Source organism: Pseudonocardia sp. P1, from assembly GCF_000178675.2.
Classification (GTDB): domain Bacteria; phylum Actinomycetota; class Actinomycetes; order Mycobacteriales; family Pseudonocardiaceae; genus Pseudonocardia.
The window spans coordinates 3,115,748-3,130,680 of record NZ_ADUJ02000001.1; the positions used below are offsets into that span (position 1 = coordinate 3,115,748).

Annotated in this window: 14 protein-coding genes and 3 tRNA genes; 10 read left to right on the forward strand and 7 right to left on the reverse strand. The window is 73.9% G+C overall.

The genetic code is table 11. The features are described from left to right. Positions 1–51: 51 nt before the first annotated feature. Positions 52–837: a DUF899 family protein gene (locus PP1_RS14075; protein ID WP_010243743.1), complete on the forward strand. Its 786-nt coding sequence runs from the start codon at positions 52–54 to the stop codon at positions 835–837. A 22-nt stretch (positions 838–859) separates the two neighbouring features. Here the strand turns inward: PP1_RS14075 and PP1_RS14080 are convergent. The 5 genes from PP1_RS14080 to PP1_RS14100 form a co-directional block, all read right to left on the reverse strand. Then, positions 860–933 (reverse strand) — tRNA-Phe (locus tag PP1_RS14080). A gap of 32 nt (positions 934–965) precedes the next feature. Further along, positions 966–1,039 (reverse strand) — tRNA-Asp (locus PP1_RS14085). Between the two features lie 39 nt (positions 1,040–1,078). Further along, positions 1,079–1,151 (reverse strand) — tRNA-Glu (locus PP1_RS14090). A 149-nt stretch (positions 1,152–1,300) separates the two neighbouring features. Further along, positions 1,301–1,519, reverse strand: coding sequence for a hypothetical protein (locus tag PP1_RS14095; protein WP_010243745.1), 219 nt, complete (start codon positions 1,517–1,519; stop codon positions 1,301–1,303). A 193-nt stretch (positions 1,520–1,712) separates the two neighbouring features. After that, complete coding sequence (locus tag PP1_RS14100) at positions 1,713–2,978, reverse strand: GDSL-type esterase/lipase family protein (protein WP_075314933.1); 1,266 nt, start codon at positions 2,976–2,978, stop codon at positions 1,713–1,715. Positions 2,979–3,243: 265 nt separating this feature from the next. Between PP1_RS14100 and PP1_RS14105 the strand changes: the two genes are divergently transcribed. The 7 genes from PP1_RS14105 (at position 3,244) to PP1_RS14135 (ending at position 10,783) form a co-directional block, all read left to right on the forward strand. Then, entirely contained in the window at positions 3,244–5,133 is a 1,890-nt protein-coding gene (locus tag PP1_RS14105; RefSeq protein ID WP_075313936.1) for a propionyl-CoA synthetase, read from the forward strand. Positions 5,134–5,333: 200 nt separating this feature from the next. After that, entirely contained in the window at positions 5,334–5,621 is a 288-nt protein-coding gene (locus tag PP1_RS14110) for a hypothetical protein (protein WP_075313935.1), read from the forward strand. A 79-nt stretch (positions 5,622–5,700) separates the two neighbouring features. Beyond that, on the forward strand, positions 5,701–5,892 hold the full coding sequence (locus PP1_RS14115) for a ferredoxin (protein ID WP_010236740.1): 192 nt from the start codon (positions 5,701–5,703) through the stop codon (positions 5,890–5,892). Positions 5,893–5,992: 100 nt separating this feature from the next. Beyond that, entirely contained in the window at positions 5,993–7,615 is a 1,623-nt protein-coding gene (locus tag PP1_RS14120; protein ID WP_010236742.1) for an acyl--CoA ligase family protein, read from the forward strand. 49 nt (positions 7,616–7,664) lie between these two features. Further along, positions 7,665–8,885 carry an MFS transporter gene (locus PP1_RS14125; protein ID WP_249265927.1) on the forward strand — a complete coding sequence of 407 codons (1,221 nt, stop codon included), beginning with the start codon at positions 7,665–7,667 and terminating at the stop codon, positions 8,883–8,885. 102 nt (positions 8,886–8,987) lie between these two features. Beyond that, positions 8,988–9,968 (forward strand): daunorubicin resistance protein DrrA family ABC transporter ATP-binding protein, encoded by a 981-nt coding sequence (locus PP1_RS14130; protein ID WP_010236748.1) that lies wholly within the window; start codon positions 8,988–8,990, stop codon positions 9,966–9,968. Then, positions 9,965–10,783, forward strand: coding sequence for an ABC transporter permease (locus PP1_RS14135; RefSeq protein WP_010236750.1), 819 nt, complete (start codon positions 9,965–9,967; stop codon positions 10,781–10,783). Before PP1_RS14130 ends, PP1_RS14135 begins: the two co-directional genes overlap by 4 nt. A gap of 104 nt (positions 10,784–10,887) precedes the next feature. On the opposite strand, the gene PP1_RS14140 is transcribed toward PP1_RS14135, so the two are convergent. Then, on the reverse strand, positions 10,888–12,180 hold the full coding sequence (locus PP1_RS14140) for a DUF4352 domain-containing protein (RefSeq protein WP_075313934.1): 1,293 nt from the start codon (positions 12,178–12,180) through the stop codon (positions 10,888–10,890). A 161-nt stretch (positions 12,181–12,341) separates the two neighbouring features. Continuing rightward, positions 12,342–13,157, reverse strand: coding sequence for a DUF72 domain-containing protein (locus PP1_RS14145; protein WP_010234264.1), 816 nt, complete (start codon positions 13,155–13,157; stop codon positions 12,342–12,344). Between the two features lie 176 nt (positions 13,158–13,333). On the opposite strand from PP1_RS14145, the gene PP1_RS14150 reads away from it, so the two are divergent. Both PP1_RS14150 and PP1_RS14155 read left to right on the forward strand, forming a co-directional pair. Next, a complete protein-coding gene (locus PP1_RS14150) occupies positions 13,334–14,008 on the forward strand; it encodes an SDR family NAD(P)-dependent oxidoreductase (RefSeq protein ID WP_010234266.1) in 675 nt (224 codons plus the stop codon). A gap of 80 nt (positions 14,009–14,088) precedes the next feature. Beyond that, positions 14,089–14,904, forward strand: coding sequence for a serine hydrolase domain-containing protein (locus PP1_RS14155; RefSeq protein ID WP_202796415.1), 816 nt, complete (start codon positions 14,089–14,091; stop codon positions 14,902–14,904). Positions 14,905–14,933: the final 29 nt, after the last annotated feature.

Below are 14,933 nucleotides of genomic sequence, written 5' to 3' on the forward strand. Positions count from 1 at the left end.
GGTCAGTACCGGTGGGGACGATGCCGCGTCACAGGATCGGGAGGACCCGCGATGACGACCACACCGAACACCACACCGAGGACCACACCGCCCGGCCGCCCGCCCGTCGTCGACCGGGCGACCTGGCAGGCCGCACGGGACGAGCTGCTCGTCCGCGAGAAGGCGCACACCCGTGAGGGCGACGCCATCGCCGCGGCCCGCCGCCGGCTGCCGATGGTGGAGTTCGACGGGACGGTCGAGGTCGTCGGGCCCGACGGCCCGGTGCCGTTCCTCGACCTCTTCCAGGGCCGCGACGAGCTCGTCGTCTACAAGCACATGTGGTGGGACGGCGCGCCGGTCCAGGGGCAGTGCGAGGGGTGCACCACCACGGCCTGGCACCTGCAGGGCGCCGACTACCTGAACGCCCGCGGCGTCTCGTACGCGGTCCTGACCACGGGCCGGGCCGACGAGGTGGCCGCCTTCGTCGCGTTCATGGGCTACACCCAGCCCTGGTACTCGGTGCGGGGCCTGGACGAGCCGGTCGGCGGCGCCATGGGCTTCCTGACCAGCTACCTGCGCGACGGCGACCGCACGTTCCTCACCTACTCCACGACGGGCCGGGGCAACGAGCGGGTCAACGGCTCGCTCGGCCTGCTCGACATGACGCCCTACGGCCGCGGCGAGGCGTGGGAGGACACCCCGGACGGCTGGCCCGAGGGGCGCACGGCGTGCTGGTCCTGGCGGACGGATGCGGACGGCCACGACACCTGGGGCCCGACGAGCCGGCCCGTTCCGCAGTGGAGCCGTCCGGGCGCGACACCGGTGGAGACCCTCGGCCGTGGGGATGAACACCACTGACGCGAGTTCGCGGGAGGAGAGGTGGCCAGGGGCGGGGTCGAACCGCCGACCTTCCGCTTTTCAGGCGGACGCTCGTACCAACTGAGCTACCTGGCCCCGGCCCTCGGAAGAACTCCGAGGGAGTGGAGCGACCCAGACGGGACTCGAACCCGCGACCTTCGCCGTGACAGGGCGACGCGCTAACCAACTGCGCCACTGGGCCTTGCGCTGCGGAAGTCATCGTATCCGATGGCTTCCGCCGTACCCCCAACGGGATTCGAACCCGCGCTGCCGCCTTGAAAGGGCGGAGTCCTAGGCCGCTAGACGATGGGGGCTCAGACCAGCTCGGGGCTCGTCCTTCCCTCAACGGCTGTCCGTTGGGAGCGGTGAAACCATACGACACCGTCGTGGAGACCCCTGCAGGCACCCCCCTCGTTCCGGTGTCGTGGCCGGTCAGACAGGGTGCGCCCGCGGGGACGCCCGATCAGCGCGCGACGGGCGGCGGCTGTTCCGGGTTCGAGGAGATCAACCCGAGCATGTCGAGCAACTCACGGAGGTCGCCGGAATCGGACGAGTTCTTCGCCACGACGAGGCGGGCCTTCTGCACCTGGTCGTCGGACACCTTGAACGCGTCGGCCGCGCTCCGGGGCGCCGGGATGGATCCGGTCTCCTCGTCGGTGCCGCGCCTTGCGCCGATCGTCATGGGGCCTCCCGGTAGGCCGTCTGGGGACCCGTTCCCGACGCTCCCCGACCGTGGGACGCGCCGCGGTGCCGGTTCCGCCGGTACCACCACGTGTTGTGGCCGTGACCACGACGTTACCCATCGTGCGTGCCCGCCGCATGCCCCTTCCCGGGTGACGGGACCACGCCCACGCGGTCACCCGGTGCAGCACCCGTCAGCCGGATGCCGGGGTCCGGCACGGGCTCCCGGACAGCGCGCCGACCGGCACCGAGGCCGCCAGCGCCCGGTACCCGGCCGGTGACGGGTGCAGTCCGTCGCCGGAGTCGTACTCCGCGCGGAGGCGGCGCGGGTCGCCCGGGTCGGCGAGCGTGGTCGCGGCGTCGATCACCCCGTCGGCCCAGCGGGGGCCCTCCGTACGGATCCAGGCGTTGACCGCGTCGCGCGCGGCGACGACGTCCGGGGCGTCCCGGCCGCCGCTGGTGGACGGCGGGATCGTGGTGAGGACCACCCGCAGGCCCGACTCCCGCGTGCGCTCGGCGAACTCCCGCAGACCCTCCTGCAGCCCGTCGGCGTCGGCGCCGGCGGCGAGGTCGTTGGTGCCGATCAGGAGCAGCACGTCGCGCACCCCCGGCACCGGGGCGACGTCGGCGTCGTACCGGGTCGACGGCGCGTCGCCGCCGGCCGGCGGGTCGTCCTGGAGCAGCTGGTTCCGGGACAGCCCGGCGTTGAGGACGGTCATCGGGCGCTCGGCGGCCAGCCGCGCGGCGAGCTGGTCGGGGAAGCGGTCGTCGCCGTCGGGGGTGCTGCCGACGCCGTCGACGAGCGAGTCGCCGATCACGAGCAGCGCCCCGTCCGGCCGGGTCCCGTGCACCTCCAGTCCGGAGAGCACCGGCCACGACCGCAGCGTCGTCCCGAAGCCCGCGGGACCGGTCGCACGGGTGTGGTCCCCCGGCCCGGACAGCCACGACGTGCTCATCGCGACCGGGTGCGAGCTGATCGTCGCCGGGACCGCGGTGAGGTACAGCGCCACCGCGACCGGCTCGCCGCCCACCACCGGCACCGGCAGCGGATCACTGAGCACCTCCGCACCGGCGGGGACCTGCGCGTCCGGACGTCCGCCGACGAGCACCGGCACCGGCGGCTCCCCCGCCGCTCGGGCGAGCGTGACGGCCCCGATCGTCAGCGGGCCGTCACCGTGCCGGTTGGACAGCCGCAGCCGGACCGCCTCGCCGGAGGTCTGCGGGCGTACCACCATGCGCAGCGTCCGGCCCGCGAGCTGGTCGCCCGGGACCGCCTGCTGAGCGGCGTGCCAGGCGGCCGTCCACGCGGGGCCACAGCCGGTGGCCCCCGCCGACGCGGCCGGGAGTGCGCCCCCGCAGCCGGCGACCGCGACGGCGGCGAGCGTCGTCGCGAGGACCGCGGCGGCCGCCGGGCGGCGCCACCGCGCGCCGTGTCGCCACCCTCCGTGCGTGGACCGCACGCGCACCGCCTCCACCGGGTCCGGCCCGGCCGTGGATCGGCCGGGTCCCGCACGCGCTGTGTCGATCCGTCACTCGATCACGTTACGGATACGTCCGCTCACTCTGCGACGACCGGCGTGACGAGAACGACGAGCGGCCTGTCCCTACGGCTGGGCCCGCCCGCCGGCTGGGTGCGGAAGGCTGCGAACCGTCGGGGGCACCTCCTAGGGTCGTGCCCGATGCGGAGGCGGCCGGTGCGGGCCGCCCGGACCGAGGGAGGCGCCGGTGGCCGGTTACGAGGAGATCTTCCGATCCAGCGTCGAGGACCGTGAGGGCTTCTGGCTCCGCGCGGCGTCGGTGCTCGACTGGTACGTGGCCCCCACGACCGCGCTCGACGAGTCGGACCCGCCGTTCTACCGCTGGTTCCCCGACGGCGAGCTCAACGTCTGTCACAACGCCCTGGACCGGCACGTCGAGGCCGGCAACGGCGACCGGACCGCGCTGGTCCACGACTCGCCGGTCACCGGCACGAAGCGGTCCTACACCTACTCCGACCTGCGCGACGAGGTCGCCACGTTCGCCGGTGTGCTGCGCGACCAGGGCGTGGGGCGCGGTGACCGGGTCGTGATCTACATGCCGATGGTGCCCGAGGCCGCGGTCGCGATGCTGGCCTGCGCGCGGCTCGGTGCGATCCACTCGGTCGTCTTCGGCGGGTTCGCCGCGAAGGAGCTCGCGGTCCGGATCGACGACGCCGGGCCTAAGGTCGTCGTCTCGGCGTCCTGCGGCATCGAGGGCAGCCGTGTCATCGAGTACAAGCCGCTGCTCGACAAGGCCATCGAGCTCTCCGAGCGCAAGCCCGACGCGACGGTGATCCTGCAGCGCGAGCAGGCCGTGGCGGCGATGGGCCCGATCGACGTCGACTGGGCCGCGGCCGCGGCGACGGCCACCCCGGCGGACCCGGTACCGGTGCGCAGCACCGACCCGCTCTACGTCCTCTACACCTCCGGCACCACCGGCAAGCCGAAGGGCGTGGTGCGCGACTCCGGCGGCTACGCGACGGCCCTGGCCTGGTCGATGCCCAACATCTACGACGTCGGTGCCGGCGAGACGATCTTCACCGCGTCCGACGTGGGCTGGGTCGTCGGCCACTCCTACATCGTCTACGCGCCGCTGCTGGCCGGGGCCACGACCGTGCTCTACGAGGGCAAGCCGGTCGGCACCCCCGACGCCGGGCAGTTCTGGCGGGTCGTGCAGGAGAACAAGGTGAAGTCGGTGTTCACCGCACCGACCGCGTTCCGGGCGATCAAGAAGGAGGACCCCGAGGGTGCCTTCGTCGCGCAGTACGACGTCTCGTCGCTGCAGTACCTGTTCCTGGCCGGCGAGCGCCTCGACCCGGAGACCTACCGGTGGGCCGCCGACCTGCTCGGCATCCCGGTGATCGACCACTGGTGGCAGACCGAGACCGGCTGGCCGATCGCGGCGAACCCGGCCGGGATCGAGCTGCTCGACATCAAGCCCGGCTCCCCGACCCGCCCGATGCCGGGCTGGGACGTCCAGGTCCTCGACGAGACCGGCCGGCCGGCCGAGCCCGGTGTCGACGGCGCGATCGTCGCGAAGCTGCCCCTGCCGCCGGGCGCGTTCCCGACCCTGTGGAACGACGACGAGCGCTACGTGAACTCCTACATGGCCGCGTTCGAGGGCTACTACCTCACCGGCGACGGCGGCCACCTCGACTCCGACGGCTACGTGTTCGTCATGGGCCGCACCGACGACGTCATCAACGTCGCCGGGCACCGCCTGTCCACCGGCGGGATGGAGGAGGTCCTCGCCTCGCACACCGACGTCGCCGAGTGCGCGGTGATCGGCGTCGCCGACACGATGAAGGGCCAGATCCCGCGCGGGTTCGTGGTGCTCAAGTCCGGCGTCGACAGCACCGCCGAGGGCTACGACGAGAAGCTGCGCGCCGAGCTCGTCCAGATGGTGCGCGACCAGATCGGGGCGGTCGCCTCGCTCAAGGACGTCGCCGTCGTCCCGGCCCTGCCCAAGACCCGCTCCGGGAAGATCCTGCGCAAGACCATGCGCGGGATCGCCGACGGCGCCGACGAGCCGGTGCCCTCCACCATCGACGACGCGTCGGTCCTCGACACCCTCCGCCCGGTGCTCCGCAAGGAGTGACGGGCGCCCGCGGGCCCCGGCCGGGTGCTCCGGCCGGGGCGATTGCGCGGTCCTATCGGGTGGTCCACGCGGACCAACCTTGACCCGTCCGGACCCGAGCGGTAACGGCGGACGTCCGGCGGTCGATCGTCCGGTCGACGGCCGCACCCGCTCCCCCGGGTACCCCCTCGCGCGGTCGTCGACCGACGTGGAGGTGCGTCATGGACGGGACCCGCATCCGGCTGGTGGCGATCGTCGGGCCGCTGGCCCTCGCCGTCCTGCTCGGCCTGGCGGCGCTGCTGGGACCGCCCGCGGAACGCGCGGCGACCTCGCGGGACGCCGGGACGGTGGTCCCGGCCACCGCGCGCGCCGGCGCGGTCACCGGCCCGGCGATGCTCGGCCTGCCGCACACCACCCCGCCCACGGGCCCGGTGGAACAGGCACGGACGGCGGCCGCACCGCTCCCGCTCCCGCTCCCCGCGGACACCGCCGGGACGGGCTCGCCCTGACCGACCAAGGCCAGCATAACCGCAGGTCAGGGCGTCCTTAGTCGTGCGTCGACGGCCCGTCGGGGGCACCATGGACGCCATGAAGGTCATCGTGGATTTCGACCGCTGCGAGAGCAACGCGGTGTGCATGGGTGCCGCCCCCGAGGTCTTCGAGGTGCGGGACGACGACTACCTCTACATCCTCGACGAGAACCCGCCGGAGGCCCTCCGGCCGAAGGTCGAGGAGGCGGTGCGGGGCTGCCCGAAGGCCGCGATCTCCATCGAGGACTGAGCGCACGGGCCGGCCGGTCGGGCCGGCTCCGCAGGTTGCCCTGCCCGGACGGGGCCGCGAGGATCCCCCGGGACGTGCACCGCCTGCGAAGGAGCCGACCGTGACCGCCGGAACCACCGACGTCTGGACCACCCCGCTGACCCCGCTGGCGTTCCTCGGCCGGTCGGCCGACGTCTTCCCCGACACGACGGCGATCGTCTACGGGGACCGGCGGCACACGTACGCGGAGTTCGCGGCGGAGGCGACCCGGGTGGCGAACGCGCTGGAGGCCTCCGGCGTGGAGCCCGGGGACCGGGTGGCGTACCTGCTGCCCAACGTCCCCGAGATGCTGGTCGCGCACTTCGCCGTGCCGCTCGCGGGCGCCGTGCTGGTCGCGATCAACACGCGGCTCTCCACCGAGGAGGTCCGCTACATCCTCGACCACTCGGGCGCGAAGGTCCTCGTCGTCGACGCCGTCCTGTACGAGACCGTCCGTCCGGTCGCGGGTGAGCTGGAGACGGTCCGGGAGATCGTGACGGTCACCGACCCGGCCGCCCCCGGCGACGGCGTCGGGTCCGGCCTGTCCTACGCCGACCTGCTGGCCAGGGGCTCGGACACCCCGCGGCCGTGGGCGGTCGACGACGAGCGCGGCACCATCTCGATCAACTACACGTCCGGGACGACCGGGCACCCGAAGGGCGTCGAGTACCACCACCGCGGTGCCTACCTGAACTCGTTCGGCGAGATCGTCCACTCCACGCACACCCCGGACAGCGTCTACCTGTGGACGCTGCCGATGTTCCACTGCAACGGCTGGTGCACCCCGTGGGCGGTGACGGCGATCGGCGGCACCCACGTCTGCCTGCGGGAGGTGCGCGGCGACGTCATCTGGGGGCTGATCTCCGAGCACGGCGTGACCCACCTCAACGGGGCACCCACCGTCGTCACGACGATCATGAACGCGCCCGAGGCGGTGACGCTGGACTACCCACTGGTGATCACCACCGCCGGTGCGCCGCCGTCGCCGACGACGATCCTGCAGATGGAGCGGATGGGGTTCCGGATCGTCCACGTCTACGGCCTCACCGAGACCTACGGCCCGTACTCGGTGAACCAGTACCAGCGTGCCTGGGACGGGCTCGACGGCGAGGAACGCGCCCGGCTGCAGGCCCGGCAGGGCGTCGGGATGGTCTGCGCGGACCGGCTCCGGGTGGTCGACGAGCAGATGGCCGACGTCCCGGCCGACGGCGCCACGATGGGCGAGATCGTCATGCGCGGGAACAACGTCATGAAGGGTTACCACCTCGACGACGAGAAGACCGCCGAGGCGTTCGCGGGCGGTTGGTTCCACTCCGGAGACCTGGGCGTCGTGCACCCGGACGGCTACGTCGAGCTGCGCGACCGCGCGAAGGACGTCGTCATCTCCGGCGGGGAGAACATCTCCACCGTCGAGGTCGAGCAGGCGATCGTCTCGCACGAGGCGGTGCTCGAGGCGGCCGTCGTCGGCGTCCCGGACGAGCGGTGGGGCGAGGTCTGCAAGGCGTTCGCCGTGCTCAGGCCGGGCCGCGCCGCGGAGCCGCAGGAGCTGATCGACCACGTGAAGACGCGGATCGCCCGCTACAAGGCACCGAAGTACGTCGAGGTCGTCGAGGAGCTGCCCAAGACCTCCACGGGCAAGGTCCAGAAGTTCGAGCTGCGCGAGAAGGAGTGGGCCGACCAGGGCGGATCCCGCATCCGGGGATGAGTCACGTTCGCTCCCTGCGGAGCGGGCGAATCGGTTAGCGTTGCTCATCGTGAGCATCGCGACCGAATCGCACACCACGACCGGACCGTCCGCGTTCAGGGTGGCGGGCGGCGCGGTCGCGGTGACGACGGTGTCGGTGCTCCCGGTCTTCCTCACCGGCGCGCTGGCCGTGCAGCTGTCCGCCGACCTCGGGTTCGACCCGTCCGGGCTCGGTCTGGTCGTCGCGCTGTACTTCGGCGTGAGCGCGCTCTGCTCGCTGCCGGTCGGGATGCTCGTCGAGCGGGTCGGTTCCCGTCTGACCAGCCGGATCGCCGTGCTCGGCGCGGCCGTCATGCTGGCCGCGCTCGCGCTCGGCGCCCGGTCGTACGGCTCGCTGGTGGCGCTCCTGCTGTGCGGCGCGTGGTGCAACGTGATGGGCCAGCTGTCGTCGAACCTGACGCTGGCGCGCTCGGTGCCGGCCCGCCGGATGGGGCTGTCGTTCGGGGTGAAGCAGGCCGCGATCCCGACCGCCACGCTGCTGGCCGGCATCGCGGTGCCGGCCATCGCGCTGACCGTCGGGTGGCGCTGGGCGTACGCGCTCGGCGCGGTGCTCGCCCTGGCGGCGCTGCTGCTCTGCCCCCGTGAGGACGCCGGTCCGGCCCCGAAGGCCGCGAAGGGCGACCGCGCGACGGGTGCGCTCGGCGTCATCGGAGCGGCCTCCGGCATGGCGGCGGGCACCGCGACCGCGCTGGGCATCTTCCTCGTCGCCTCCGCCGTCGAGCGCGGCGTGGACCCGGGGCTCTCCGGTCTCGTACTGACCATGGGCAGCGTGATCGGGCTGAGCATCCGGCTGCTGCACGGCTGGCTCGCCGACCGGCGTGAGGAGGCCCGCCGGACGACCGGCCGCGGCGGCGGGCACGTCGCGGTGGTGGCCGCCAGCCTCGCCGCCGGCGCGGTCGGCTTCGGGTTGCTCGCCGTGCCCGGCACGCCCGCCCTGGTGATCGGCACGGTCCTGGCGTTCGGGCTCGGGTGGGCCTGGCCGGGGCTGCTGCAGTTCGCGGTCGTCCGGCTGAACCCGTCGGCCCCGGCCGCGGCGACGGCGGTCGTCCAGGTCGGGGTGTACGCCGGTGGGTTCGCCGGGCCGATCGTGTTCGGCTGGCTGGCCGCGCACGCGTCGTTCACGGTGGCGTGGTCGGTGAACGCCGTGGTGATGCTGGCCTCGGCCGCCCTGATGCTCGTGGGGCGCCGGATGCTGGTCGCACACGCCGCGCGCGTCGCCGCGCAGGACTGAGCCACGCCGAATCCGTTCGGAAACTGTCGGGGCCCTGAGGCAGTCTGACGCCCGTCGGCCCGCCGTCGCGGCGGGCCGGGATTGTCGAGGGGAATCTCCACGATGGCCGACGCGATCCGCGCCACCGGGCTGGTCAAACACTACGGCGCCGTACGAGCGCTCGACGGGGTCGACCTGTCCGTTCCCGAGGGCACCGTCCTGGGGTTGCTCGGCCCGAACGGGGCCGGCAAGACCACCGTGGTCAGGGTGCTGACCACGCTGCTCCAGCCGGACGGGGGCGAGGCGACGGTCGCCGGCGCCGACGTCCGGGCCGATCCCGCCGGGGTGCGGCGCCGGATCGGGCTCTCCGGCCAGTACGCCGCGGTCGACGAGTACCTGACCGGCTTCGAGAACCTGGAGATGGTCGGGCGGCTCTACCACCTGGGCCGTCGCCGGGCCCGGGAGCGTGCGCGGGAGCTGCTCTCCGACTTCGGCCTCACCGACGCCGCGGACCGGCCCGCCCGCACCTACTCCGGCGGTATGCGGCGCCGGCTCGACCTGGCCGGGGCGCTCGTGGCCGACCCGCCGGTGCTGCTGCTCGACGAGCCGACCACCGGCCTGGACCCGCGCAGCCGCAACGACCTGTGGGACGTGATCCGCGGGCTGGTCGCCCGGGGCACGACGCTGCTGCTCACCACCCAGTACCTGGAGGAGGCCGACGCGCTGGCGGACGAGATCGTCGTGATCGACCACGGGAAGGTGATCGCCCGCGGCACCGCGGACCAGCTCAAGGCCCAGGTGGGCGGCGAACGCCTGGAGGTGACGACGAGTGTGGAGGCCGACCTGGAGCCCGCGGCCCGGCTGCTGGCCCCGCTCGGGGTCGGTGAGGCGGTGCTCGACCGGCACCGGCGGTCGCTGACGATGCCCGTCACCGGAGGCGTCGACGTGCTGCGCGACGCGCTCGACCGGCTGCGCGAGGCCGGGACGAAGGTCGACGACGCCGGACTGCGCCGCCCGACCCTCGACGACGTGTTCCTGACCCTGACCGGCCGTCCGTCGGCCGAGGTCGACGAGGACACCGAGCGCGCGGAGGTGACGTCGTGAACGCGGCGGCCACGATGCTGGCGGACGCGTCGGTCGTCGCCAAGCGGAACCTCATCAAGATCAAGCGTGTGCCGGACCTGCTGGTCTTCACGACGCTCTCGCCGATCATGTTCGTGCTGCTGTTCGCCTACGTGTTCGGCGGCGCCATCGACCCGACCGGCGGGGGTGCCGGGTACCGGGAGTTCCTGATGGCCGGGATCTTCGCCCAGACCGTGATCTTCGGGGCGACCAACACCGGCGCGGGGCTCGCGGAGGACGTGAAGAAGGGGATCATCGAGCGGTTCCGCTCGCTGCCGATGACGCCGTCGGCGGTACTGACCGGCCGCACGCTGTCCGACGTCGTGAACAACGTGATCGTGCTGGTGGTGATGTCGCTGACCGGGCTGCTGGTCGGGTGGCGGATCCACACCTCGTTCCTCGAGGCGCTCGCCGGGTTCCTGGTGCTGCTGGTGTTCGCCTACGCGTTCTCCTGGGTGATGGCCTGGGTCGGCCTGCTGGTCCCCAGCCCGGAGGTCGTGAACAACGCGTCGTTCGTGGTGATCTTCCCGCTGACGTTCCTGGCGAACACCTTCGTCCCGCTGGACACGCTGCCCGGGCCGCTGCGGGTGTTCGCCGAGTGGAACCCGGTCTCCGCGGTCACCCAGGCGGCACGGGAGCTGTTCGGCAACACCGACGCGGTCGCCTCGACGATGACGGCCTCGCAGGCCTGGCCCCTGCAGAACCCGGTGCTCTACACGCTGATCTGGTCGGTCGCCGTCGTCGCGGTGTTCGGGCCGCTGGCGGGCAGGCAGTACAAGCGGGCGGCGAGCCGCTGACGCGCGGAGGCCCTCCCGCGCGTCCGCGGGAGGGCCTCGTCGTGCTCCGGGCCGAGCGTCGTGCGTGACCACCGAGCGCGGCCCGGCGCGCGTCGGGGTGCGGGTCAGCCGACCTGGTTCAGCCAGGCGCCGCGCTCGGACGAGAACGACATCGGGTTGTAGAGCATCACGTACTGCCCTGCCGAGCCGGAAGGACGGTCGAAGCAGACGGTGCCACTGGTGGTGCCGCCGGGGGCGAGCTGGCCTGCCGAGAGGATCTGGTCGGAGCCGAGGAGCGAGCTCATCAGCGCCGCTCCGTTCGGGTCCTGCAGCTGCCAGTCGAACCCGCCGTTGAACGAGCCCGTCGAGCTGCCCGTGTTCGTGTAGGTCACGGTCGAGCAGAGCGTCTGCCCGAGCGTCGAGTCGCCCGGCTCCAGCGCTGTCGCAGAGATCTGCATGTCACCGACGGTCAGGGTGTCCCCACCGTTGCCGACGACGTCGTTCGCGGTCGCGCCCGGGAACGCGGCGGACGCCGCGCCGGCGTCGCTGCCCGCGGCCGGGACCGAGGCCGCCGACGGCACTGCCCCGGAGGAGGCCGAGTCGACCGCCGACCCGAAGGCCGCGACCCAGAGGATGCACAGGAGCAGCCCGAGCGCCGAGAGCACCGTCCCCGAGATCGCGACGCCGCGGTTGGTGGCGATCCCCTTGCCCGCTCGCACGATCCCGAGCACACCGAAGATCAGTCCGAGGATCACCATCGGCCAGGCGACGACACCGACGATCGGGATCATCGCGGTCAGCACACCGATGATGCCCAGTACCAGCGCGGTGGTGCCGAACCCGTTGCGCGGCATCGCGACCGGCTGGAGGCCGGTGGCGCCGCGCTGGGCCGGGACGGCCGGAGCGGCCGCGGCACCGGTGGCCCGCTGCGCGGCGGTCGGCCACGGGGCCGCACCGGCGTCGGCGGGGACGGCGGGCAGGCCGGCCGGCGGCGAGGCCGGGGACCGGGTGCCGAACGGCGCGCCGCCGAACGGGATGCCGGGGTGGCCGTCGTAGATCGGCTGCGGCCCGGCCGGGTACGGGCCCGGAGCGCCGTACCGGGGGTCGTGGCCGGTGTGCGGTCCCGCGGGGCCGTAGCCGGGCGCGGGGTGGCCCGGACCGGCCGGGCCGTACCCCTGCGGGGCCCCGTACTGCGGAGCCGGCCCCTGCGGAGCCGTGCCGTACCGGTACTGCGCCTGGCCGTACCCCTGCGGGGTGGCCCCGTACTGCACATCCCCGTGGCGGGCCGGGTCGTACTGGGCCGCCGGGTGCGGGGTGGCGTGGGGGCGGGAGGCGGAGTCACGGTCGGCGTGGCGGCCGGACGGCTGCGGCGGGTCGGACGGGGCCGGGGCGCCGGAGGAGTTCTGCGAGGTGGTCACGTGACCCCTGTCGATCGGTCCCCCGCTGCCGTGTCACGTGACGCGGCGGTCTCATCAGTACTGAGGACCGGAACCCCCGTCCTTCACCCGATCGGGCTGCACGTCCCCGCCGTCCGGCAGTGCCGGTGCACCACCGGACGTCGTCACGGGAGCCGTCGGGGTCACCGCAGCCGGTCGAGCAGGGCGAGCGCGTCGGTCGGGGCGTGCACCTTCATGTCGTTGTCGAAGTAGCAGACGACGTCGAGTCCCCGCGCGGTCCAGTCCCGGATCCGCCGCGCCCAGGAGTCCAGGGCCTCCGCCGTGTAGCCGCCGGAGTAGAGCTCGCCCTGCCCGTGCAGCCGGACGTAGACCAGGTCCGAGGTCACCTCGTCGAACACCGGCCAGGTCCCGGCCGAGTCGGACTGCACCAGCGCGACGCCGTGCTCGCGCAGCAGGTCGAGGAAGGCCGGGTCCCGGAACGACTCGTGCCGCGGTTCGATCGCGTGCCGCAGCGGGCGGTCGGCGTCGGTCGCGGTGAGCGCGCGTCCCTCGACGCGCTCGTCGTGCCCGGTCGCGAACCGCGCCGCCGCGGCCGTGGCGCGAGGCAGCAGCGCGAGGAACCCGGCGACACGGTCGGCGTCGAACCGCATCCGCGGCGGGAGCTGCCACAACACCGGGCCGAGCGCTGCGCCCAGTCCGAGCACCCCGGACGCCAGGAAGTTCGCGACCGGGACCGCGGCGTCGCGGAGCTGCTTCATGTGCGTGACGAACCGCGGACCCTTCACCGAGAACACGAAGCCGTCGGGGACCTCGGCGGCCCACGACCGGTAGCTCTCCGGGCGCTGCAGCGCGTAGAACGACCCGTTGATCTCGATCGAGGTGACCTGCCGGGAGAGGTACTCGAGCTCACGTCGCTGCACCAGCCCGGGCGGGTAGAAGGTGCCGCGCCACGGCGGGTAACGCCAGCCGGACGTCCCGACGACGACCCGGCCGGTCACGCGGGGCCTCCCGTGCGCGGCGCTGCCGGTGGCGCTGTCCGGACCACCGGTCGCGGCCCCGGTCGGCGGTGCCGCGCCGTCGCATCCGCTCGCATGCCCTGATCCTGGGGTCCCGGACCGGTTCCCGCCACCGTGTGCGACGCCCCGGTGGGCCGCCGAGGTGCGACGATGCCGGGATGAGCCACGCCGTCGTCGTCACCGGGGCCGCGGGCGCGCTGGGCCGCGCCGTCGTCGCCGAGTTCCAGCGGGCCGGGCAGCCGGTCGTCGCTCTCGACCGGCTCGGCCCGGCGCTGGACGCGCTCGACGCCCCGCACCGGATCCCGGTCGAGCTGACCGACCGCGGCGACGTCGGGCGGGCCTTCGCCGAGATCGACGGACGCGGTCTCACGGTCGGGACGCTGGTCGCCGTCGCCGGCGGCTACTCGCACGGAGGGCTCGCCGACCTCGACCCGGACACCCTGCACGGCCTGTTCGACACCAACCTCGGCACGCTGGTCTGGGCGGCCCAGGCCGCCGCCCCGCGGATCGCCGCGGCGGGCGGCGGCTCGATCGTCGCGGTGGGCGCCCGGACCGGGACCTCCGGTCCCGCACAGCTCGTGCACGGCGCGAGCAAGGCCGCGGTGCACCGGACCGTCGAGCTGCTCGCCGACGAGCTGCGGGGGCAGCGGATCCGGGTCAACGCGGTGCTCCCGTCGGTCGTGGACACCCCCGCCAACCGCGAGTGGATGGACGCCGACGCCGTGGACCGCGCCGTCGTCCCCGCCGCGATCGCCCGGGTGATCGCGTTCCTCGCCGGGCCGGACGCCGCCCCGGTCAGCGGCGCGCTCGTCCCGGTCTACGGCGACTCCTGACGGCGCCGCGCGACCGGCTGCCAGGATGGGTGCATGCGCACCCGACCGCTCCCCGCACCGTGACCGGGCTCGCCCCGGCGGTGCGCCGGGTCCTGGACTGGCCGGTCGACCACGTCGCCGCCGCCGTCGTCGGTGCCGACGGCGCGGTGCTCGCCGACGCCGGCGACACCGGCCGCGAGTTCGGCCTCGCCTCGGTGACCAAACTGCTGTCGGCGTACGCCGCACTGGTCGCGGTCGAGGAGGGCGCCGTCGACTGGGACGACGCCGCGGGCCCCGAGGGCGCCACCGTCCGGCACCTGATCGCGCACACGTCCGGCCTGGCCTTCGACACCGACGAGGTCAAGGCCGCCCCCGGCGAGCGCCGGATCTACTCCAACACCGGGTTCGCGGTACTGGGCGACGCGATCGCCGGGGCCACCGGCATCGGCTTCGCCGACTACCTCCACCAGGCCGTCTGCGAGCCGCTCGGGATGACGCGGACCCGCCTGGAGGGCGCGCCGGGCGCGGGCGCCGTCTCGACCGCCGCGGACCTGTCGCTGTTCGCGGCCGAGCTGCAGGCCCCGAAGCTCCTCGACCCGCGCACGGTCGCCGAGGCGACGACCGTCGCCTACCCGGGTCTAGACGGCCTGCTGCCCGGCTACGGCCGGCAGCGCCCGAACGACTGGGGCCTGGGCTTCGAGATCCGCGACGGCAAGTCCCCGCACTGGACCGGCGAGCACTCGTCGCCGCGGACGTTCGGCCACTTCGGACAGTCCGGGACCTTCCTGTGGGTGGATCCCGACGTGCGCGCCGCCGCCGTCGTCCTGACCGACCGGGACTTCGGGCCGTGGGCGGCCGAGGCCTGGACCCCGTGGACGGACGGGGTGCTCGCGGAGCTCCCGGAGCCGCACCGGTAGTTGCGCACGTCACACCGTCGGCGCCACGA